The following is a 20,359-nucleotide window of genomic DNA, read 5'->3' on the forward strand; positions in this document are numbered from 1 at the left end:
CGCGCAGGGCCTGGCCTCGTCCTAGTTGAGGCCATACATGGAGAATTGCTGCGCGACCTCAGGATTGATCGTTTCCGCGGCGCGCTGGTCGGCCTCGCCGCCGGCCACATCGCCATTCTTGATCTTCGCGAGGCCGCGGCCGTAAAGCGACAGCGCGCGGTTGGGGTCGATATCGAGCGCCGCGTTGTACTCGTTCAAGGCCAATGCCGGATCGCCGAGCTTGAGATAGATGAAGCCGCGCGTGTCGCGGACATCCAGGTTGATCGGCATCAACTTCAACGCCGTGTCGCAATCCGCGAGTGCCTGGACGAGGTCCTGGCCGGCGATCGCGCGCGTCAGGCCGCGGTTGTTGTAGGCAAGGCCGAGCTGCGGGTTGAGGGCGATGGCCGAGCTGTAGTCGGAGATTGCCTTGTCGTACTCCTTCTTGGCGAAATGGGCGTAGCCGCGATTGTAGAAGGCCAGCGGATTGGTGTGATCGATCGAGATGGCCAGATCGAGATCCCGAATTGCCATGTCGAGCTGGCCCTGCCCTAGGTAGATGGCGGCACGATTGCTCAACGCATCGGCATTGCGCGGGTCGTACTTCAGGGCGGCATCGTAGTTTTGCAGCGCTGCCATCGCGTTGCCGCGCCGCCCATAGGCCAGACCACGCATCAGATAGGCCAGCGGGTTCTCGGGAGCCATGCTCACCGCACGGTCGAGATCGCCCATGCCGCGGCCGAAGTCGCCGAGCTGAACGAAGGCGTCGCCTCGCCGGATCAAGGCATCGACATTGTCGGGCTCCAGAACAAGGACGCGGTCGAAATCCTGGATCGCACGGTCATAGGCGCGCTTGCGTGTGGCCAGCAAGACGCCGCGGTTGAGGAAGGCAAGCGAGGCGTTGGGGTCGAGCTTGATCGCATCGCTGTAGTCGGTGAGCGCCTTGTCGGTCAGTCCGACGGCATCCAATGCTGCGGCGCGACGAAAGAGGTTCAACGCATCTGGGTTGGCTGCGTTGATCAGCTGATCGTAATGCCGAATGGCATCGAGATAGTCCTCGCTGGCCAGCACCTTGTCGCCGAGCATCGTACGGGCGACGCCGCGCGTCAGCCGCGCCATCGCCACTTCTGCGGGCTGGAGCTGACGGCTGCCCAACGCCTTGGAGCAGGCGGCCGACCGCTGCGCGGCATCGGCCGTCGTGGGAAACGCCTTCTGTACACACTCGTCATAAGCCGCCTTCACTTCGGCCGCGGACAATGTCGGCGCCGCGGCGGACGCGGGTGTCGGCGCCTTTTCGGCTTCCGGCCTCGCGGGCGAATTGACATAGCCGACGGTAAGCACAGTAGCGACGCCCGCCACGGCAAGGCCTGCGGCTGAAACGACGAGGATCTTGAATGGGGACAAGAGTCAGTTCCTTTCGAGAAATGTCTTGGTCTCGGCCACGGCTTCGGCAAGCCCGGTGCGCTCGATCACGACGCCGGGCGGGAAAGCGCTGAGCAGGCGGCTGGGCAGGCGCGAGTCGAGCATCACGAAGACACCGCGATCGTCGGCACGGCGAATCAGTCGGCCATAGGCCTGCTTGAGACGTAGCCGGGCCAGCATGTCGTCGTAGGCGTTGGCACCGGCACCCGCCGCCTTCCAGTAGGCCTTGCGGGCGCGATGCAGGATGTCGGGGCGCGGCCAGGGCACGCGATCGAACACGATCAGGCGCAGCGAGCGGCCGGGTACGTCGACGCCGTCGCGCACGGCATCGGTGCCGAGCAGGCAGGAATGCTCCTCGGCGCGGAAGATATCGACCAGCGTGGCCGCATCCATGCCGCCGACATGCTGGGCATAGAGCGGCAGGCCGGCTTCTTCCAGTGCAGGTGCGATGCGCTGATGGACGGCGCGCAAGCGGCCGATTGCCGTGAAGAGGCCGAGGGCGCCACCTCCGGCTGCCAGGAAAAGCTCGCGATAGGCAGCGGCCACCTGATCGGAGTCGTCGCGCTTCACGTCCTTCACGATCAGGACCTTGGTGGCATTGGCATAGTCGAAGGGCGAGGCCATCGCGGCGCGCATCGCCGGGGCCGCGAGATGCTTCGTTCCGGTGCGTGCCTCCGCCACCGTCCAATCGGCCAGCCCGCGCGGATCCTCGTCGTTGGCGGCGGCCGGGACGCCGAGCGAATCGCGCAGGGTTGCCGACGTGATGACCGCGCCATGGGCCGGCCGAATGACCGAGTTCACGAACGGCTCGGTCGGATCGAGGTAGTGACGGTACATGCCGACATCGATTTCGCGGCTCTGGCTACGCTCGACGGCGAACCAGTCGACGAAGGCGGGATCAGGGTCGTTATGCAGGCCGCGCAGCATGGCGCGCCAGGACTCGAGTGTAAGTTCGCAGCGGTTGGTGAGCGACCGCGCCACACCTTCGATGCGCGCGCGCTGCCCGGAATCGAGCTTGTCGGCTTCGCCTTCGAGCTTGGCGCGCAGTACCTGTCGCAGCTTGCGGACCGGTACCAGCATCTTGTCCAGCGCATCGGCCAGTTGATCCGCCGCCTCGATCAGGCCTGGATTGAGCGGCCGCACGTCGCATTCCTGGCCGAAGCCCTGGTCGTCGCCGGCCGACCGGGCGCGGACCTGCATTCGCACCAGCGCCAGGAATTCTTCGGCAGGGCCCAGCACAGTGCCGTCGGCGAGGCGCGTCTGCCAGTTGGGCGAGGGAAGCTGCTGGGCGAGGTCGAGCAGACGGCGCAGCGCCTGTTGCGCCTCGACATCCTCGCCGATCAGGTCGCTCAGGCGCCGCTCCAGCCCGCGTGCGCGGCTGCCGCGACGTCCCTCGGCGCCGAGCAGCCAGCGGCGGAGGTCGGAGGCTTCGACGCCGCTGAGATGCGCACCGAAAGCACCATCGGCGGCATCGAACAGGTGATGGCCCTCGTCGAACACGTAGCGCAGCGGCCGTGTGCCGTCGTCGAGCCCGCCCATGGCGGCCTGGATCATCACCAGCGCATGGTTGGCGATCACGATATCGGCCTGGCGGGCGCGGCGGATCGTGCGCTCGACGAAGCACTTGCGATAGTGCTCGCACGCCGAATAGATGCATTCGCCGCGCCGGTCGGCCAGCCGCTGCACGCGGCTGCGGCCCACGAGATCGAGCAACCAGGCCGGCAGGTCGCCGCCGATCATGTCGCCGTCACGGCTGGCCAGCGCCCAGCGCGCCAGCAGGCCGAGGCCGACGGCGTTCTCGGGCACCAGACCGGTGCGCATCACCGCCTCCTGGAAGTTCAGCAGGCAGAGATAGTTCTCGCGTCCCTTGCGAACCACCACGCGGCGGCGCTTCTCGGCGCTGTCGCGATGCAGGCGGTCGAGTTCGTTGTCGATCTGGCGCTGCAGGTTGCGCGTGTAGGTCGCGATCCAGACCGGCGCGCCGTTCTTCTCCGCCCAGAGGCTCGCCGGCGCGACATAGCCCAACGTCTTGCCGACGCCGGTGCCTGCTTCCACCAGGACGACATTGGGCTTGTCCTCTTCCGTGCGCGGCGCAAAGGCCTGGCTGGCGGCGGAAGCGTAGTCGCTCTGCGTCGGCCGCGCTTCGGCGATGTTGCTGCCGGCCGAGACGAGCTGGGCGAGGCGCAACCGTGCTTCGCGCGGTTCGACCGGCTCGCTGCCGGGCGGTGGCGCCGGCGGCGGCTCCTCCCAGACAGGCAGGCTCTTCCAGACATCGAGGCCGGCGCCGGGCCTGGGCTTCTTCACCCCCTGGTCGATCCCGAGCGCGGCCAGCACGGCGTCACCCCATTCCCAGAGGCCCCGCGCCATGGCAAGCGCCGTGTCTTTCATCTCGGGTGAGGCAAGGGCTGCCATATCCTCGAGTTCGTCGATCAGCGCCCGCGCAATCTCGGGGAGGGCGGCAACTTCTTCCTCGGGCGTCGTCGGTACGTCGAGATCGAGCGCTTCGCACAGGCCGCGCACGGTCGGCAGGCAGAAACGCGCGGGCCGCACGAAGGCAAAAAGCGCCAGCAGGTCGCGGGCCTTGAGATCTTCCAGGCCTAGCCGGGCCGCGATCGCAGGGGCATGGCAGACCAGGGGCGGGGTGCCCATGGCGCGCAGACTGGTGTCTCTGCCCGACAGGCGTTCGATCGTGCCGTCGGGCGTGCGCCAGAGCGCGCCGCGCGCCGTGGCGACCAGGGCCGGCCAGGGAGGTAGCGCGGAAGAAGTCACCGGGCGGGCATAGCACAGGCCAATTGTCCGATGCAGCGACCGTCGGTTGCTTCTAGAATCCCGGCTCATGAAGGTTCCCACGCTCCTCGGCAGGATGACTGCCGTCTTCCGTCAGTCCGGCGCCATGGACAAAGGGAAAGGCAAGGTCACTGGGGTGATCGCCCTGACCCTGGGCGGCCTTGCCGTGCTGGCGGTGCTGGCATTTCATTTTCCGCAGTATCTGACGACGCCGGATCTCCGGAAGAAGTACGACGTCGCCGTCCTGCGCGAGATCATGCTGGTCGGCATGGTGATCGCGGGCGGCATGGCGATCGCCAACCTGATCCAACTCCGCAATCGCTGGCTGAACGGCACGGCGCTGGCGTTGATCCTCCTGGCGGCGGCACTGGGCGGCCATCGCGTGCCGGTCGGCGACTTCCCCGACAACGTGCCCTATGTCGGCCTGGATTGGTTCATTATCGACCTTCTCGGCTCGAGCATGATCTTCATCCTGATCGAGAAGATGTTTCCCCTGCACCGCAATCAGCCGGTGTTCCGGCCGGGCTGGCAGACCGACTTCACGCACTTCATCGTGAACCATCTGCTGGTGGGGCTGGCACTGCTGATCGTGAACTTCGCCATCCATCGGCTGTTCGGCTGGATGGTATGGCCGCCGCTGCAGAAATGGGTGGGTGGCCTGCCGTTCTTTGCCGAGTTGTTCCTCGTCATCCTGGTCGCCGATCTGGTGCAGTACTGGACGCACCGCGCCTATCACGAAATCCCCTTCCTCTGGCGCTTCCATGCCGTGCATCACAGTGCCGAATACATGGACTGGATGGCGGGGTCGCGGCTGCACCTGTTCGAACTGCTGACGACACGCGTGTCGATCCTTGGCATGCTCTACGTCCTGGGCTTCAACCAGACGACGACCGACATCTACATCGTGATCGTCGGCTTCCAGGCCGTGTTCAATCACGCCAACGTGCGGGTGCCGGCGATCTTCGCCAAGGCGCCGCTCAAGTGGCTGATCGTGACGCCGGACTTCCATCATTGGCATCACAGCTCGGAGCGCGAGGCGATCGACCGCAACTATGCCGCTCACTTCGCCTTCATCGACTACATCTTCGGCACGGCCGTGAAATCGGAGCGCCGCTTCCCCGGCAAATACGGTGTGTTGGGCGATTACATGCCGCCGGGCTTCGTGCACCAGCAGCTCTTCCCTTTCACTTGGAAAGGTTGAGCTGGGAGGGGGCAACGCGGCGTTGCCGTTCGGCGAGCAGCGAGAGGAGTGCGGCCACCACAAGCGCTGCCGCGGCGGCGAGCGATGGCGTCGAGAGACTGCCGGTGGCGTCGTAGACATAGCCTGCAAAGATCGGACCCAGAATCTGGCCGAGGCTGAAGGAGACGGTCATCAGCGCGATGCTGCGGCGGGGATCGCCGGTGCTGCCTTGGCGGGCCGCGACCAGACCGAGCGCGGTCAGGCCGACGAACGTACCGCCCAGGAAGATCGCTGCGACGATCACGCCGGCCGTCTGCACCCAAAGGGCACTGGCCGCCACGCCCACGGCTTCGACGAGGTTCGCCACGACATAGGCACGCATCACGCCCCATCGGGCGCCCAGCGCCGTCCAGAGCGCGACCGACGGCACGGCGCTCAGGCCAACCACCAGCCATATGTAGGGTTCGAGATGGGCGATGGCCGGCGCGCCGCGCACCAGATCGACGATGAAGGTGGCCGTGATCACGTAGCCGAAGCCGAACAGGCCATACGCCACGATCAGCGCGGCGAAGCCCGGCGAGGCGCCGGCGGCACTCTGCGTTCGTGCGGTCTGCGGCATAGCTTCGTCGGGTGGCACCAAGGCGGCAACGGCGACGACTGCGGCGAAGGACAGAGCGGCGCTGGCAAACCAGAGCGTCTGCCAGGAGGCATGTGCCGTCAGCAACGCCGCGACCAGGATTGCGGAAAGGGCGATGCCGCCGCCGACCCCCGCAAAGTGTACGGCGGAGAGCGACGCGCGGCCGGCGGCGGCGAGACGGTCGAGCACAAGGGCCGAGCTGAAGATCAGGACAAAGGCGCTGGCGGCTCCGGCGATCAGTCGCAGTGCGATGAAGAGCGGCATGGTCGCGGCCGCGCCCATGCCGGCGAGGCAGATCGTATTGACGGCGAGCGCGGCCAGCAACCAGGTGCGCCGAGAGCCGGGAAGCCGTAGCGCCCCCAGCAGGGCGCCTGCGAGATAGCCGATGAAATTGGCCGAGGCGATCAGGCCGGCCTGGCTCTTGGTGAGCTGCAGCGCTTCGACCATCGGCGGCAGGATCGGCGTGTAGACGAAGCGTCCGATGCCGAGGCCGGCCGCCATCGCCAGAAGACCGCCAATCGCGAGCAGGAGAGGGCGTTTTTTCATTGCAGGCGCGGCACTTTGGGCGCTTCGCGCAATTGACGCAATTGGCCCCCGCACCTAGTTTGCCCGATCCATGTCCCAGATTGATCGTACCCTCGCCGAGGCCGCGCGCGCGTGGCCGTTTGAAGAAGCCCGCAAGCTCGTCGCCCGAATCGGCGAAAAAGCGCCGGCGAAAGGCTACGTGCTGCTCGAGACCGGCTATGGCCCGTCGGGGCTGCCGCATATCGGCACGTTCGGCGAGGTCGTGCGGACCACGATGGTGCGCCAGGCGTTCCGGCGCCTAAGCGACGTGCCGGCGCGTCTGTTCTGCTTCTCCGACGACATGGACGGGCTGCGCAAGGTGCCCGACAACGTGCCGAACAAGGAGATGCTGGCTCAGCATCTCGGCAAGCCGCTGACCGCGGTGCCGGATCCGTTCAGCAACGAACATCCGAGCTTCGGTGCGGCCAACAATGCGCGCCTGCGTGCCTTCCTCGATTCCTTCGGCTTCGAGTACGAGTTCCAGTCGGCGACCGATTGGTACAAGTCCGGCCGTTTCGACAAGATGCTGCTGGCCATGCTGCAGCACTACGACGAAGTGCAGGCGGTGATGCTGCCGACCCTCGGCGAGGAACGCCGAGCGACCTACTCGATCTTCCTGCCGATCTCGCCCAAGACCGGGCGCGTGCTGCAGGTGCCGCTGGTCAAGCTCGACGCCGATGCCGGCACGATTGCCTATCGCGACGAGGACGGCACGCTCGTCGAGACGCCGGTCACCGGCGGCAACGTCAAGCTGCAGTGGAAGGCCGATTGGGCCGGCCGCTGGTTCGCCCTCGACGTCGACTACGAGATGTACGGCAAGGATCTCATTCCCTCGGCCGAGCTGTCGGCCAAGATCGTGAAAATTCTGGGCGGCAAGCCGCCGGAAGGTTTCAACTACGAGCTCTTCCTCGACGAGGAGGGCAAGAAGATCTCCAAGTCCAAGGGCAACGGGCTCTCGGTCGAGGAGTGGCTGCGCTATGCGCCGCCGGAGTCGCTGGCGCTCTACATGCAGCAGCAGCCGCGGCGTGCGAAGCGCCTCTACTTCGACGTGATCCCGCGTGCCGTCGACGACTATCTCTCTGCCGTCGAGAAGCTGCCGGCCGACGAACCGGCCAAGGCGCTGGAGAATCCCGCCTGGCACATCCATGACGGCAAGGCGCCCGCCAACACGGCGGCCGGCGTCACCTTCGGCATGCTGCTGAACCTCGCCGGCGTGGCCAATACCGAAGACAAGGACGTGTTGTGGCAGTATCTGCGCCGCTACGTGCCGGGTGCGACGCCGGAGAACGCTCCCTATCTCGACCGGCTGCTGGCCGGTGCTGTGGCCTACTACCAGGACTTCGTGAAGGCCTCGAAGAAGTTCCGCCTGCCCAACGACAAGGAGCGTGCGGCGCTGCAGGACCTTGCCGCGACTCTGCGCAAGATCGACGAGACGGCGACGGCCGAGGTCATCCAGGACGAGGTCTACGAGGCGGGCAAACGGCACTTCGCCAAGGAAGAGCTGCGCCAGTGGTTCAAGGCCCTCTACGAAGTGCTGCTGGGCAGCGAGCAGGGGCCGCGCATGGGTGCGTTCATCAAGCTCTATGGCCGCGACAACGTCGTGAAGCTGATCGAGCGTGCGCTCGCCGGCGAGGATCTGGGCAAGGCAGCCTGAACGTGGGCGATTCGGTCGTTTTCGACTATCTCAATCCGGATGTTCCGCCAGGGTTGCGGCTCCTCGACGTGCCGTTGGTTCGCGCCGACGCGAAGTCGCTCAAGGGCTACGGTGAGGTCGTGCGCGACCCCAAGAAGCACCGGATCGAGATCGTTCCCTGGCCGTTGACGGGCTGGCGGCGGCTCGATGCCGGCACCGGCATCGAGGGCGGCACGACCGAAGGCATCTTCGCCTGCGAGTGGAGGGGCAACGAGCTGATCGGCCGCAACGAGGCGGTCGGCGGCCATTATGTCATCGGCTTCCGCGATCAGCCGGAGACGGCGAGGTCCGGCGTGAAGTTGAGCGATGGCCGTGTTCTCCTGTGGCATTGCAACTACCACCCCGACGGCGGCCAGCTCTTCTGGCCGCTCGATGGGCGCCCGTTCGTAGTGCCGGTATCGTTGCCGGGCGACGACCTGAAGCCCGAAGCTTTCAAGGCCTTCTGGTCGGACGGCACCTTCGGCATCTACATCCATCCCGGCGTCTGGCACGAAGGTGTGTTTCCGGTGAACCCGACGGGCCGGTTCTTCGACAAGCAGGGCAAGGTGCATGCGCGCGTGAGCTGCGACCTCTCCCGCGAGTTCGGTGTCCTGCTCAACGTGCCGCTGCCGCTCTCGTGAGGGCCTCGAGGTAGGCCGCCACCAGCCGCACGACTTCGTTCTCGAAGGCGCGGCAGCCGAGAAAGGGCTGCTCTTCCAGCATCGCGGCGCGGATGGCTCCCATCATGCGCGACAGCACGAACACCTGTTCCGGTCTCAGGGGCGGCAGCACGGGCTGCGATCCGCGTCCGACCTGTTCGCTGGCGCGGGCAATAACGAAGGCCAAAAAAAGGGGGCGCGAACCGCAAGGTTCGCGCCCCTCTCACTTGCCTAGGCAACGCAGTCGGGCCGTGGTGGGTGGGTGGGAGGACCGAGTTCGTACCTAGGCAGAGCTCCTCAACTAGCGTCTGGGGGCCGTCGCGGCGCCGACGCCGGCGCCAACGGCGCCGCCGACCAGGGCGCCCGGCAGAAGGCCAATCGGCGTCAGGGCGCCGATCAGCGCGCCCGTACCGGCACCAATTCCGCCGCCGGTGACGGCTCTCTGGCCCCATGTCTCGCCACAAGCGGCGAGGCCGAGGGCCAAAGCGGAAGTGGTGATGAATTTCAACATATTGACTGGCTCCCAGTGGCTTGGCTGACAACAGGAACACCGTCCTGCCGCCGCGCGCTCGGACAACAACGACCGCGGAGGTGTACTGTTCCATAAATGGCCCTCTGGCGCTGTGTCCTTCCTGTGATCCTGACCGTGCTCTGGGTCGCCCCGCCGGGGCGGGCGCAGACCGTGGGCGGGGCGGACTATGCCCCGCAGTACGACTTCTCGGAGTTCTGGGCGGCCACCGATGGGCGGCGTTTTCAGGTGGTCGTGGCCGGCAATCCCTTTCCGGCGCTGCCGGCGGACGAGGTCATGCACCGCCTGCTGCCGGTCATGCAGGCGAACAAGCCCCGGCCCAATCTCACCTTCACCTACGAGACGCCGCCTGAGGAAGTCCGGCCCAGCTATCGGCTGGTTCTGATGTTCGACCCCGCCAACGACCTGACGGCGGCGCGGGTCTGCGCCGGGCAGGCCTTCCTGAAGCCGCCTACTCCGGGCCGGGTCTATGTATTCGGCGTCTACTGCCGCAACGACCTCGCTTTGTCGCAAACCACCGCGTGGACCCCGGCGGCCGGTCCCGACGATCCGCGGCTGGGCGCGATGTTCGCCCAGCTCTTCCTCGTCCTGTTCGACGACCGGCGCTGGCGCCGCTTTCCCTTCGAGCCCCGGTTTGGCCGCTAAGCCAAGGCAACGCGCGGCTTGGCCGCCGGTTCAGGATGTGCGACTGGTCCGCTCTCGTGGTGGGAGAAGCCGGTGAATCAGGATCTCGAAGTCTGGTTGATGTTCTTGCCGTTCTGGCTGCTGGGGACGGTCGCGATCGTGGCGGCGCTCTGGCACGGCGTGCGTTTCGCGGTCGTCCACGCCCGCGCACATGCGGCCGGCCATGTTCCCAAGTTCTCGCTGACGCGCCGGCTCCATTGGCACGAATTGACCGACGATGGCCGCCACCACCTCAAGCGGGCCTTTCAGAGCTTCTTCATCTTCTTCGGTTTGACCGCTCTTGGCCTCGCCTGCGTGGCGGGATGGGTATTCTGGCGTTACGGCTGAGGACGAACCCTCTACTCGGCCGTCAGGGCGACGACTTCGTACTCGCTGGAGGGGGCGAGCTGAATGACCGGACCACAGGCATTCACGATCATCAGCAGTACGCCGAGGGCGGTGCAAAGCCGGAGGAGCATGACGAAACTCTCCTTCTGACCGACAAACGCCGCCTGCTGCGGTTCGGTTGCCCTCGGTCTTGGATTGTTCGCCCCTTTTGCAGGTCGGCAGAGGGCTGTCAGTGGGTTCTGCCCTGCCGCCACGCCGCCCTGTATGCTGGAACAAAATCTGAGGAGGCACCGCCATGACCGCCGATACCGAGCGCTGGGACGTCATCATTATCGGCGCAGGCCTTTCGGGCATGTACCAGCTCCTGAAACTGCGCCAGCTCGGCTTCAAGGCGCATGGCTACGAGGCCGGCGGCGGCGTCGGCGGCACCTGGTACTGGAACCGCTACCCCGGTGCGCGCTTCGATTCGGAGAGCTGGACCTACGGCTACTCCTTCTCGCCCGAGGTGTTGAAGGAATGGAGCTGGAAGGAGCACTTCTCCGGCCAGCCCGAGAACCTGCGCTACTGCGAGTTCGTCGCCGACAAGTTCGACCTGCGTCGTGACATCACCTTCAACACGCGCGTGACGTCCGCGCACTGGGACGAGGCTGCCAATGAGTGGGAGACCACGTTCGAGAACGGCAAGCGCGCCCGCGCGCGTTTCCTGATAACGGCCCTCGGACCGCTTTCGTCGCCGACCATGCCGGTGATCCCCGGCGTCGAGGACTTCAAGGGCGAGGCCTGGCACACCGGCCTGTGGCCGCATCACCCCGTCACTTTCGCCGGCAAGCGCGTGGCGGTGATCGGCACCGGCGCCTCGGGCGTGCAGGCGATCACCGAGATCGCCAAGACGGTGGGCCATCTCACCGTGTTCCAGCGCACGCCCAACTGGTGCACGCCGCTGCGCAACAGCCCCATCGCGCCGCAGGAGATGGAGAAGATCCGCGCCCGCTACAACGAGATCTTCGCGCAGTGCCGCGACAACTGGGGCTGCTTCATCCACACCGCCGACCCCCGTCACGCCACCGAAGTCACGCCCGAGGAGCGCGATGCGTTCTTCGAGGAACTCTACAACATGCCGGGCTTCGCCTTCTGGCAGGGCAACTTCCGTGACGTGTTGATGGACCAGAAGGCCAACGACGCGCTCACCCAGTTCGTGATCAAGAAGATCCGGGCGCGCGTGAAGGACCAGAAGCTCGCCGACAAGCTGATCCCGACAAACCACGGCTACGGCACCCGCCGCGTGCCGCTCGAGAGCGGCTACTTCGAGGTCTACAACCAGCCCAACGTGAAGCTCGTCGATCTGCGCGAGACGCCGATCGAACGCATCACCGAGAAGGGGCTCAAGACCAGCGACGCCGAATACGAATTCGACATGATCATCTATGCCACGGGCTTCGACGCCATCACCGGCGCCTTCGATCGCATAGACTTCCGCGGCCGCAATGGCGAGAAGCTCCGGGACAAGTGGGCCGACGGTCCGCACACCTATCTCGGCCTGAACGTCGCGGGCTTCCCCAACATGCTGACCCTGGTCGGTCCGCACAACGCCGCGACATTCTGCAACCTGCCGCGCTGCATCGAGCAGAACGTCGAGTTCGTGAGCGATCTTCTGGAGCATATGCGCGACAAGGGCCTGACCCGCATCGAGGCGACACCCGACGCCGAGGAGACCTGGACCGCCCATGTCCACGATACGGCGGCGCGGCTGCTGCTGACGAAGGTCGATTCCTGGATGACCGGCGTGAACAAGAATGTCGCCGGCCGTCAGAAGCGCACCTTCATGGCCTATGCCGGCGGCGCGCCGAAGTATCGCCAGAAGTGCGAAGAGATCGTGGCGAAAGGCTATGAGGGCTTTGCGCTGACCTAGCGAGCACCCATCCCGAGCGCGCGCGCCAGGGCCCTTGTCCGCGAGAGGGCCTGGTCTTCAGGGATGTTGGTGAAGCTCAGCATCAGGCCCGAGTCGCGCGTGCGTCCGAGATACTGGGCGGAGAGCGCGGCCGGCAGGAGCCCGTGCCGGAAAGCACGGCACGCGAGTTCGACATCGTTGCCCTGCTCGGGAAAGCGGGCGAGCAGGTGCATGCCACCCGGACGCAGGGTCATTTCCAGCCGATTGCCGAAGGTACTGCGCAGCGCCGTGGCAAGAGCGTCGCGCCGGGCGGCATAGAGGCCGCGCATGCGCTTGAGATGCCGACCGAAGTGCCCTTCGGAAAGGAAGTCGGCGACGACGCGCTGGCCCAACACGGGTTGGCCGTGGGCGGTGGCGCGCTTCGCCTCGATGACCTGCCGAATCAGGGAGTGAGGCACGACGAGATAGCCGAGGCAGAGGCCGGGGAAGAGGGTCTTGCTGAAGCTGCCGGCGTAGATCACGCGGTCGGCGAGATCGAGACTCTTCAGCGCCGGAAGCTTTCGCCCGACATAGTGGAACTCGCCGTCGTAATCGTCTTCGACGATCCAGGCGTTCGTCTCGTTGGCCCAGGCAAGGAGTTTCTGTCGGCGGGCCAGGGAGAGGGCGACGCCGAGCACGCTCTGATGGGCGGGCGTGACGACCGCAAGCCGGGCGCGGGGCGCGTTCGCTTGCGCGAAGTCTACGTCCAGCCCCTGATCGTCGACAGGGATGGGCAGCACCCGGGCCGATGCCGCTTCCAGAGCGTGGCGCGCCAGGAAATAGCCGGGCTCCTCGAACCACACCCCGTCGCCCGGCTGCAGGAGCAGGCGAGCCATCAGGCTGAGGGCATCCTGATAGCCGCCGGTAATGATCACCTGTGTTGCGTGGCACGGCACGCCACGCGAGACGGCGAGGTACGAGGCGATCACCTCGCGAAGATTGGGCAGTCCCGCATAGGCGGGATAGGCGAGGGCGCCGCCGCTCAGTCGCTTGGCGGCGCGGGCAGTCAGTCGCGTCCACAGAGCCCGCGGGAACGCGTCCAGGGCAGGCAAGCCCAACTGGAACGGCCGCGGCTCGCCGCCCGATTCCTCCTCGGGCGCGAGCTGCAGCCTGCTGCGTACGGCACGCGTCGGCGGGGCCCCGATCTGCAGGTCGGGCGAGACGATCGTTCCGGCCGGACCCCGGGAGAGGAGATAGCCTTCGCCGGCCAGTCGGGCGTAAGTCGTGTCCACGGTCCCGCGCGCGACGCCCAGCTCACTCGCCAGAGTACGGACCGAAGGCAGCTTCTCCCCGGGCGTCAGCTGCCGCTTGGCGATCGCCGCCCGGATCCGCTGGTAAAGCTGCTCCTGCAGAGGGAGCGCCGACCGCACCAGGGGCGCGGAAACGAGGCGTTCGGAATGGCGTGGCATGGCCTAGTGATTTTCTCAAATCTTGGATCATCTATATAGGCCATAAGAGTGCCATCTAACGGACGTCACTTTCAGGAGCATCCATGTCCGTTCAGCGCCTCTCAATCCCGAAGACTGTTCCCGAGGGATATGCCGCTCTCGCTGCCATCGAAGCTTACATCCAGCGCAGCGGGCTGCCGCCACGCCTGGTCGACCTGATGAAGATGCGTGCGTCGCAGATCAATGGCTGCGCCTTCTGTCTCGACATGCACAGCAAGGACGCGCGCAAGCTCGGGGAAACGGAACAGCGGCTCTACCTCCTCAACGCCTGGCGAGAATCGCCAATCTACACGCCGGCCGAGCGGGCGGCCCTGGCTTGGACCGAGTCTCTGACGCTGGTCGCCGAGACCCATGCGCCGGATGCCGACTACGAACTCCTGCAGAAGCACTTTTCGGCCAAGGAGATTGCCGATCTCACGATTCTGATCGGCATGATCAATCTCTGGAACCGGATCGCGATCGGCATGCGCTCCCAGCATCCGGTGGACAGGGTGGAGGCAATGCGTGAGCGCGCTTGAACTGCGTCACGCCGACACCGACGAGGACCTCGCGGCCTGCTTTCCGCTGATGCGGCAGTTGCGGCCGCATCTTGCCGACGGCGCGGAACTGCTCGCGCGCGTGCGACGGCAGGAGAAGGGGAGCTATCGGTTGCTCGCAGCCTGGCGAGACGGCCATCCCGTCGGCGCCGCCGGCTATCGATTCCAGGAGAATCTGATCCGGGGTCGCTTCGTCTATGTCGACGACCTCGTCGTGCTCGACAGCGAACGTCGCAGCGGCATCGGCGCGCTTTTGCTGGACGAGTTGTCGCGGATTGCCAAGGGCGCCGGCTACGACTGGCTGACGCTGGACACCGCGCTCAACAATTCGCTGGGGCAGAGGTTCTACTTCCGCTGGGGCATGCTCTCGACGGCCCTGCACTTTGGAAAGCCTCTGCGATGAACGCCGCGCTGCTGCTCGAAGCGAGTCCTCGCTTCGGCCGCTCGCAGAGCCGCGCCGCGGCGGAGCAGGTCATCTGTCGCCTCAAGGCGCGTGAGCCGGTGCTGCGTGTTCTTCGGCGTGATCTGGCGGCGGCGCCTCCGCCTTTGATCGACGAGGCCTTCACCGAAGCCATGTACGTGCCGCCAGCCACGCAGGACGAGGGGCAGCGCCGGGCTTTGGCGCAGTCGGAGGTGCTGATCGGCGAGCTGGAGCAAACGAGCGGTCTCGTCATCAGCACGCCGATGAACAACTTCACCGTGCCCGCCGTGCTGAAGGCCTGGATCGATCAGGTGCTTCGCCTGGAACGTACTTTCAGTTCGACGCCCGCGGGAAAGGTCGGTCTGCTGGCGGATAGACCGACCTATGTCGTCGTCGCGACGGGCGGCTTCGTCACCGGCGAACATGCCCGGCAGCCGGACTTTCTGACGCCGTATCTCGAGGCGGTGTTGGCAACCCTGGGAATCAGGACAGTCCAGTTCCTTTACCTGGAGCGCATCCCGCGCGGCACGGCATGGTCGGCGGGCGAGGACGCGCAGGTCCAGTCGTGGCTGGACCGGCATCTTCCCCGTTGAGGCGTCAGATTATCCGCTGCGTGCGCGAGAACGCCATGTAGAGCTCGTGTGCGCGGGCCGCGATCGGGCCGGGCTGCAGGTCGCGACCTTCGTAGCGGCTGACCGGCTGGACCTTGCCGGCATTGCCGGTGGTGAAGAGCTCGTCGGCATCTTCGAGGTCAGCCATGGTGACGGTGCGCTCCTCGACCGTGATGCCCGCCGAGCGCAGCAGCTTCACGGTGCGATTGCGCGTGATGCCGGCCAGGAACGAACCGTTCGGCACCGGCGTCGCCACCGTGCCGTTCTTGGCGAGGAAGATGTTGGAGCTGCAGGTCTCGGCGACGTTGCCGATGGCGTCGAGCACGATGCCGTTGTTGAAGCCGCGCTTCATCATCTCGGCGACGCCGCGCGAGGAGTTGGGATAGAGGCAGCTCGCCTTGGCGTCGGTCGGCGCGCTTTCCGGCGTCGGCCGGCGGATCGAGCGGCAGAGGCCCAGGGTCAGCGGCGTGCCTGCGCGCATCGGCGAGATATAGGTGCAGAGGAGGAACTGCGCGGAGTCGGGATCGACCGAGATCGGACCGGCGCCGCCCTTGCCGGCCCAGAACATCGGCCGCACGTAGAGCTCGGCCTTGGGGCCGAAGCGACGCACGCTCTCATGCATTAACTTGAGTATGTCCTGCGGCGTCTGGGTGGGGTTCAGTCCGATGGCGCGGGCCGACCGCACGACGCGTTCCGCATGGAGGTCCAGATCCGGCCCGCAGCCCTCGAAGGCGCGGCCACCATCGAATACCATGGAGCCCAGCCAGAAGGCATGGTCGCGCGGGCCCAGGATAGCCGGGTTGCCCTCGTGCCAAGTGCCGTTCCAGTAGGTGAGCGTGTCCATAGTTTTCCTCGTTCTTGGAAACCGGCGAGAATAGCAGATTCCGATGAGCGAGGCAGCCTTTCTGGCCCTCGGCGCGGCGTTTTGCTTCGCCCTGGCACTAATCCTGACGCAGTTTGGGCTCCGGACCATGCCGTCCTGGCGCTCGCCGCTCTATTCCATCATCGGCTCGGCGGTGGTGGCGTGGCTGCTGGCGCTACCTCTGGTCGACTGGGGCGCGCTCAATTGGCGGGCCGTGGCTATCTTCGCCGGGGTCGGTTGCATCTTTCCCGTGGTCGTATCGATCCTGTCGGTGCGCTCCAACGAGAAGCTGGGGCCGGCCGTGGCCGGGGCGGTCGGCAACGTCACGCCGCTCTTTGCCGTACTGGGGGCTGTGCTGTTCCTGGGCGAGCGCTTGCTGTTCGCGCAGCTCGCCGGGCTTGCGATGGTGGTGGGCGGCGTCGCCTTGCTCGCGTTGCGCGGTGGGGCCGGCGGCCGGCAATGGTCGGTCTGGGTGCTCGGCCTGCCCTTGGCGGCGGCGCTGGTGCGCGGCTCGATCCAGCCCGCGATCAAGGCAGGCCTCGCGATCTGGCATGAACCCTTGGCTGCGGCGGCCATCGGCTACACGCTTTCCTCCATCGTGATCCTTCTGCTGGTTGGCCGCCGCGCTTTCCGCGAAGGACCTGCGATTCGCGAAGGTGTCTACTGGTTTCTGTGCGTGGGCTTTGCCAACGGTACGGCGACCTTTCTTCTTTACGCCGCGCTGGGCCTCGGCTCGATCGCCCTGGTGGCGCCGCTGGTCGCGCTCTTCCCTCTGATCGCCGTCGTGCTCAGCTACTTCTTGCTGCGCCACGAGAAGTTGCATGCCATCGGCCTGCTCGGGATCGTGGTCAGTGTGGCTGGTGTCATTCTCCTGCTCTTGGGCGGAAAATGAGCGTGTCCAAAAGACGGCGGAATGGGCGCGCGAATTCCCCAGATGAGGAGGCACTTTCACAGGTGTCGATGCGTATCTCCTTTTGAGGCGGTGTGATCCGCCGAGAACGGAGGCTGACTATGATGAAGCGTATCGCTCTCACCACGCTCGCCGCCGCCAGTTTCCTGACGGTGGCGCTCGGTACCGCGGCCGTCTCACCGGCCAGCGCTCAGTCGTTCGGTATCTATGTCGGTACGCCGCTACCGGCGCCTTACTATGCGCCGCCCGTCCAGCGAGTCTGGGTGCCAGGCTATTGGCGATGGCATCATGGCCGTCAGGTCTGGGTCGACGGACGCTGGCGGGGTGGGCCGCCGCCGGCCGCCTATTGGAGGCCGGGCCCCTGGCAGACGCCGCCCGCCTGGAATCGCGGCTGGGGCTGGGGCCATGATTAGGTGAAGTCGGCGAGTATGGCGGGGTGCTTCGGCGCCCCGCCTTTCTTCCCTCTGCTTTTCTTTCCGAGAGGGCGGCCTATCATGCCGTCATGCGCACCGATCGATTTGGCCTTTCCGTTGCCCTCGCCACACCCTTCGCCGAGGATCGGTCGATCGACCTGCCGCGGCTCGTCACCCATGCACGACAGTCGTTGGCCGATGGTTGCACCAGCATCACGGCGTTTGGGACGACGGGCGAGGGCGCTTCACTCGGACTGAACGAGCGGCAGCGGGCTTTGGGGGCTCTGGTCGGCGCCGGCATCGAACCAAGGACGCAGCTTGTCGTCGGGATTGCTGCCAGCTCGGTCGAGGAAGCGATCGCCCAGGGGCGCGCGGGCCTGATGTTGGGATGCCCGAGCTTCCTTCTGGCGCCGCCCTTCTATTTCAAGAGCCCCGGCGACGAAGGCCTGTTCGACTGGATCGCTGCGGTGCTGACGGGGCTCGGTCCGCAGGCGAGCAACGTCGTCCTCTACCACATCCCGCAGGTCACGGCGGTCGGGCTGTCGATGGAGCTGATCGGCAAACTGAAGAAGGCCTTTCCCGCGCAGATCAAGGGCGTGAAGGATTCCTCCGGCGATTGGGACAATGCCCAGGCGCTCCTGAAGCAACATAGCAACCTGCATGTCCTGATCGGCGACGAACGCCTGCTGGCGCGCGCTATGAAGCTCGGCGCCTCGGGCGCGATCACGGGTCTTGCCAATGTTGCTCCCGATTTGATGCGACCCCTGCTCGATGGCGTCGAGGAGCCTCGCGTCAATGCGATGGTCGAGGCAGTGTTGCCCTTTGCCGTGACGGCCGCTGTCAAGGCGCTGGTGGGGCATCGCCGCAACGATGCGGCGGCCTGGTCGCGCATGCGCGCGCCGCTCCGGTCGCTCGGCCAGGCCGAGTGTCTTGAGCTGTTTGCGGCCATCGATGCCATTCGATCGCGGCGCGCTGCGTAGCGCACTCTTTCTCGTTGCCGTCTTCGCGGCACCGCCGCTGGCGGCGCAGCCCGAGCGACACTGCCTGATCAAGGGAAACATCAACAGCAAGGGCGTGCGCATCTACCATCCGCCCGGCTGCAAGTACTACGGTTCGACCGTGATCGATCCCAAACGCGGCGAACGGTGGTTCTGCAGCGAGCAAGAAGCAGTCGCTGCCGGCTGGCGGCGTACGAAGGTCTGTTGATCGGGCTCGGTATCAGCGGTTACGCTCCGCGGGTCTCGGAGGAACGACAATGACGGCACCGCTCACCATCCGGCTGCATCCGGCCGACAACGTCGTCGTGGCGCGCATGGACATCCTGCCGGGCACCAAGATCGAAGGTGAGGTCGCCGCGGCGACGCGCGTGCCGCCCGGCCACAAGATCCTGACCCGGGCCATCAGGAAGGGCGAGCCGCTGCGCAAGTACAATCAGATCATCGGCTTCGCGACGGAAGATCTGGCGCCGGGGGCGCACATCCATACGCACAACTGTGCGATGGGCGACTTCGAGCGGGACTATGCCTTCTGCGCCGATGCGCATCCGACCGACTACATCACACCGCCCGCAACGTTCATGGGCTATCGACGCGCCGATGGCCGCGCGGCGACGCGCAACTACGTGGGCATCGTGACGACGGTGAACTGCTCCGCTGCGACCAGTCGCATGATTGCCGCGAAGCTCGAACCGTTGCTGGCGCAGTATCCCAATATCGATGGCGTCGTGCCGCTGACGCATGGCGGCGGCTGCGGCATGGCCGCATCGGGCCTCGAAATGGATGTGTTGCGACGCACCCTCGCCGGCTACACGAAGCACCCCAACATGGCGGCGGTCGTGGTCCTGGGATTGGGCTGCGAGACCAACCAGATTGCAGGTCTGATGAATGCGGAGGGACTGAAGGAAGGTCCCAGGCTCATCCCGATGGCCATCCAGGACGAGGGCGGCGTTGCCAAGACCGTGGGCCGTGCCGTCGACTTCCTGAAGGACGTCTTGCCCGAGACCAATGACGTAAAGCGCGAACCGCTGCCGGCCAGCGAGCTGATCCTGGCGCTGCAATGCGGTGGCTCCGATGGCTATTCAGGCATCTCTGCCAATCCCGCGCTGGGCGCCGCGGTCGATCTCCTCGTGCGCAATGGCGGCACCGCCGTTCTGTCCGAGACGCCCGAGATTTATGGAGCAGAACACCTGCTGACGCGCCGCGCCGTCAGCAAGCAAGTCGGCGAGAAGATCGTCGAGCGCATCCGGTGGTGGGAGGAGCATTGTGCTCGCACTGGCGGTGAGATCAACAACAACCCCTCGCCCGGTAACAAGGCCGGCGGCCTGACGACGATCCTCGAGAAATCGCTGGGTGCAGTAGCCAAAGGCGGCACAACCAACCTGGTCGACGTGTACAAATATGCAGAGCTGATCACCGCAAAAGGGTTCGTCTACATGGACTCGCCTGGCTACGACCCCGTGTCTGCTACGGGGCAGGTCGCCGGTGGTGCCAATGTTTTGTGCTTCACGACGGGACGTGGCAGTGTTTTCGGCTGCAAGCCGACGCCATCGCTCAAGCTCGCAACGAATACCTCCCTCTATCGGCGCATGACTGATGACATGGACATCAACTGTGGAAGTATCGTCGACGGTGAAGAAACAATTCAGGAAAGCGGCCGGCGCATCTTCGACCTTATTCTCGCCACGGCGTCGGGCCAGAAAACCAAGTCGGAAGCTTTGGGCATTGGTGACGACGAATTCGAGCCATGGAAGATCGGCGCTACAATGTGACGGTTCTCTGGGAGCCAACTTGAC

The 20,359-nt window shown here is 65.9% G+C and carries 21 protein-coding genes; 14 read left to right on the plus strand and 7 right to left on the minus strand.

What is annotated here, in order from left to right:
* Window positions 1-21 precede the first annotated feature (21 nt).
* Together BN60_RS00900 and BN60_RS00905 are read right to left on the minus strand one after the other, a co-directional pair.
* Window positions 22-1,383 (minus strand): tetratricopeptide repeat protein, encoded by a 1,362-nt coding sequence (locus tag BN60_RS00900; protein WP_020694085.1) that lies wholly within the window; start codon window positions 1,381-1,383, stop codon window positions 22-24.
* Window positions 1,384-1,386: 3 nt separating this feature from the next.
* On the minus strand, window positions 1,387-4,170 hold the full coding sequence (locus BN60_RS00905; protein WP_020694086.1) for an ATP-dependent DNA helicase: 2,784 nt from the start codon (window positions 4,168-4,170) through the stop codon (window positions 1,387-1,389).
* A gap of 67 nt (window positions 4,171-4,237) precedes the next feature.
* Here BN60_RS00905 and BN60_RS00910 point away from each other — a divergent pair, with 67 nt between their 5' ends.
* Window positions 4,238-5,389 carry a sterol desaturase family protein gene (locus tag BN60_RS00910; RefSeq protein WP_020694087.1) on the plus strand — a complete coding sequence of 384 codons (1,152 nt, stop codon included), beginning with the start codon at window positions 4,238-4,240 and terminating at the stop codon, window positions 5,387-5,389.
* On the opposite strand, the gene BN60_RS00915 is transcribed toward BN60_RS00910, so the two are convergent.
* Window positions 5,373-6,551: a YbfB/YjiJ family MFS transporter gene (locus tag BN60_RS00915; RefSeq protein WP_020694088.1), complete on the minus strand. Its 1,179-nt coding sequence runs from the start codon at window positions 6,549-6,551 to the stop codon at window positions 5,373-5,375. The genes BN60_RS00910 and BN60_RS00915 overlap by 17 nt on opposite strands.
* Window positions 6,552-6,621: 70 nt before the next feature.
* On the opposite strand from BN60_RS00915, the gene BN60_RS00920 reads away from it, so the two are divergent.
* Both BN60_RS00920 and BN60_RS00925 read left to right on the plus strand, forming a co-directional pair.
* Window positions 6,622-8,223, plus strand: a complete 1,602-nt coding sequence (locus BN60_RS00920) for a lysine--tRNA ligase (protein ID WP_020694089.1) — start codon at window positions 6,622-6,624, stop codon at window positions 8,221-8,223.
* 2 nt (window positions 8,224-8,225) lie between these two features.
* A complete protein-coding gene (locus BN60_RS00925) occupies window positions 8,226-8,882 on the plus strand; it encodes an ureidoglycolate lyase (protein ID WP_020694090.1) in 657 nt (218 codons plus the stop codon).
* On the opposite strand, the gene BN60_RS30660 is transcribed toward BN60_RS00925, so the two are convergent.
* Both BN60_RS30660 and BN60_RS00935 read right to left on the minus strand, forming a co-directional pair.
* The gene (locus tag BN60_RS30660) at window positions 8,857-9,033 is read right to left on the minus strand and encodes a hypothetical protein (RefSeq protein WP_215905873.1); all 177 of its coding nucleotides are present in this window, start codon (window positions 9,031-9,033) and stop codon (window positions 8,857-8,859) included. The two genes, BN60_RS00925 and BN60_RS30660, sit on opposite strands and share 26 nt — an antisense overlap.
* 168 nt (window positions 9,034-9,201) lie before the next feature.
* Entirely contained in the window at window positions 9,202-9,411 is a 210-nt protein-coding gene (locus BN60_RS00935) for a hypothetical protein (protein ID WP_020694092.1), read from the minus strand.
* Between the two features lie 96 nt (window positions 9,412-9,507).
* Between BN60_RS00935 and BN60_RS00940 the strand changes: the two genes are divergently transcribed.
* From BN60_RS00940 to BN60_RS00950, 3 genes are all read left to right on the plus strand, one after another.
* A complete protein-coding gene (locus BN60_RS00940) occupies window positions 9,508-10,074 on the plus strand; it encodes a hypothetical protein (protein WP_020694093.1) in 567 nt (188 codons plus the stop codon).
* Window positions 10,075-10,146: 72 nt separating this feature from the next.
* On the plus strand, window positions 10,147-10,440 hold the full coding sequence (locus BN60_RS00945; RefSeq protein ID WP_020694094.1) for a hypothetical protein: 294 nt from the start codon (window positions 10,147-10,149) through the stop codon (window positions 10,438-10,440).
* Window positions 10,441-10,735: 295 nt separating this feature from the next.
* Window positions 10,736-12,349, plus strand: a complete 1,614-nt coding sequence (locus BN60_RS00950) for a flavin-containing monooxygenase (RefSeq protein WP_020694096.1) — start codon at window positions 10,736-10,738, stop codon at window positions 12,347-12,349.
* Here the strand turns inward: BN60_RS00950 and pdxR are convergent.
* Window positions 12,346-13,776 (minus strand): MocR-like pyridoxine biosynthesis transcription factor PdxR, encoded by a 1,431-nt coding sequence (gene pdxR / locus BN60_RS00955; protein ID WP_020694097.1) that lies wholly within the window; start codon window positions 13,774-13,776, stop codon window positions 12,346-12,348. The two genes, BN60_RS00950 and pdxR, sit on opposite strands and share 4 nt — an antisense overlap.
* A gap of 83 nt (window positions 13,777-13,859) precedes the next feature.
* Here pdxR and BN60_RS00960 point away from each other — a divergent pair, with 83 nt between their 5' ends.
* The 3 genes from BN60_RS00960 to BN60_RS00970 are packed head-to-tail and all read left to right on the plus strand — an operon-like array spanning window position 13,860 to window position 15,365.
* Window positions 13,860-14,333 (plus strand): carboxymuconolactone decarboxylase family protein, encoded by a 474-nt coding sequence (locus tag BN60_RS00960; protein WP_020694098.1) that lies wholly within the window; start codon window positions 13,860-13,862, stop codon window positions 14,331-14,333.
* Window positions 14,320-14,754, plus strand: a complete 435-nt coding sequence (locus BN60_RS00965) for a GNAT family N-acetyltransferase (protein WP_020694099.1) — start codon at window positions 14,320-14,322, stop codon at window positions 14,752-14,754. Before BN60_RS00960 ends, BN60_RS00965 begins: the two co-directional genes overlap by 14 nt.
* Window positions 14,751-15,365 carry an FMN-dependent NADH-azoreductase gene (locus BN60_RS00970; protein ID WP_020694100.1) on the plus strand — a complete coding sequence of 205 codons (615 nt, stop codon included), beginning with the start codon at window positions 14,751-14,753 and terminating at the stop codon, window positions 15,363-15,365. Before BN60_RS00965 ends, BN60_RS00970 begins: the two co-directional genes overlap by 4 nt.
* A gap of 4 nt (window positions 15,366-15,369) precedes the next feature.
* Here the strand turns inward: BN60_RS00970 and BN60_RS00975 are convergent, their stop codons facing one another.
* Window positions 15,370-16,227, minus strand: a complete 858-nt coding sequence (locus BN60_RS00975) for a branched-chain amino acid aminotransferase (protein WP_020694101.1) — start codon at window positions 16,225-16,227, stop codon at window positions 15,370-15,372.
* Between the two features lie 43 nt (window positions 16,228-16,270).
* Here BN60_RS00975 and BN60_RS00980 point away from each other — a divergent pair, with 43 nt between their 5' ends.
* The 5 genes from BN60_RS00980 (at window position 16,271) to BN60_RS01000 (ending at window position 20,335) form a co-directional block, all read left to right on the plus strand.
* A complete protein-coding gene (locus BN60_RS00980; RefSeq protein WP_020694102.1) occupies window positions 16,271-17,137 on the plus strand; it encodes a DMT family transporter in 867 nt (288 codons plus the stop codon).
* 119 nt (window positions 17,138-17,256) lie between these two features.
* Window positions 17,257-17,568, plus strand: a complete 312-nt coding sequence (locus BN60_RS00985; RefSeq protein WP_020694103.1) for a YXWGXW repeat-containing protein — start codon at window positions 17,257-17,259, stop codon at window positions 17,566-17,568.
* A gap of 89 nt (window positions 17,569-17,657) precedes the next feature.
* Complete coding sequence (locus BN60_RS00990) at window positions 17,658-18,548, plus strand: dihydrodipicolinate synthase family protein (RefSeq protein WP_020694104.1); 891 nt, start codon at window positions 17,658-17,660, stop codon at window positions 18,546-18,548.
* Window positions 18,520-18,774 carry a sunset domain-containing protein gene (locus BN60_RS30665; protein WP_020694105.1) on the plus strand — a complete coding sequence of 85 codons (255 nt, stop codon included), beginning with the start codon at window positions 18,520-18,522 and terminating at the stop codon, window positions 18,772-18,774. Before BN60_RS00990 ends, BN60_RS30665 begins: the two co-directional genes overlap by 29 nt.
* Window positions 18,775-18,823: 49 nt before the next feature.
* The gene (locus BN60_RS01000; protein WP_020694106.1) at window positions 18,824-20,335 is read left to right on the plus strand and encodes a UxaA family hydrolase; all 1,512 of its coding nucleotides are present in this window, start codon (window positions 18,824-18,826) and stop codon (window positions 20,333-20,335) included.
* The last annotated feature ends 24 nt before the right edge of the window (window positions 20,336-20,359 follow it).

Source organism: Reyranella massiliensis 521 (genome assembly GCF_000312425.1).
Lineage (GTDB): Bacteria > Pseudomonadota > Alphaproteobacteria > Reyranellales > Reyranellaceae > Reyranella > Reyranella massiliensis.

Excerpts from the sequence above, each read along its gene's own strand:
- BN60_RS00910 (WP_020694087.1), top strand. The coding sequence starts at position 4,238 with ATGAAGGTTCCCACGCTCCTCGGCAGGATGACTGCCGTCTTCCGTCAG.
- BN60_RS00915 (WP_020694088.1), bottom strand. The coding sequence starts at position 6,551 with ATGAAAAAACGCCCTCTCCTGCTCGCGATTGGCGGTCTTCTGGCGATG.
- BN60_RS00920 (WP_020694089.1), top strand. The coding sequence starts at position 6,622 with ATGTCCCAGATTGATCGTACCCTCGCCGAGGCCGCGCGCGCGTGGCCG.
- BN60_RS00935 (WP_020694092.1), bottom strand. The coding sequence starts at position 9,411 with ATGTTGAAATTCATCACCACTTCCGCTTTGGCCCTCGGCCTCGCCGCT.
- BN60_RS00940 (WP_020694093.1), top strand. The coding sequence starts at position 9,508 with ATGGCCCTCTGGCGCTGTGTCCTTCCTGTGATCCTGACCGTGCTCTGG.
- BN60_RS00950 (WP_020694096.1), top strand. The coding sequence starts at position 10,736 with ATGACCGCCGATACCGAGCGCTGGGACGTCATCATTATCGGCGCAGGC.
- pdxR (WP_020694097.1), bottom strand. The coding sequence starts at position 13,776 with ATGCCACGCCATTCCGAACGCCTCGTTTCCGCGCCCCTGGTGCGGTCG.
- BN60_RS00960 (WP_020694098.1), top strand. The coding sequence starts at position 13,860 with ATGTCCGTTCAGCGCCTCTCAATCCCGAAGACTGTTCCCGAGGGATAT.
- BN60_RS00970 (WP_020694100.1), top strand. The coding sequence starts at position 14,751 with ATGAACGCCGCGCTGCTGCTCGAAGCGAGTCCTCGCTTCGGCCGCTCG.
- BN60_RS00975 (WP_020694101.1), bottom strand. The coding sequence starts at position 16,227 with ATGGACACGCTCACCTACTGGAACGGCACTTGGCACGAGGGCAACCCG.
- BN60_RS00980 (WP_020694102.1), top strand. The coding sequence starts at position 16,271 with ATGAGCGAGGCAGCCTTTCTGGCCCTCGGCGCGGCGTTTTGCTTCGCC.
- BN60_RS00985 (WP_020694103.1), top strand. The coding sequence starts at position 17,257 with ATGATGAAGCGTATCGCTCTCACCACGCTCGCCGCCGCCAGTTTCCTG.
- BN60_RS00990 (WP_020694104.1), top strand. The coding sequence starts at position 17,658 with ATGCGCACCGATCGATTTGGCCTTTCCGTTGCCCTCGCCACACCCTTC.
- BN60_RS30665 (WP_020694105.1), top strand. The coding sequence starts at position 18,520 with ATGCCATTCGATCGCGGCGCGCTGCGTAGCGCACTCTTTCTCGTTGCC.
- BN60_RS01000 (WP_020694106.1), top strand. The coding sequence starts at position 18,824 with ATGACGGCACCGCTCACCATCCGGCTGCATCCGGCCGACAACGTCGTC.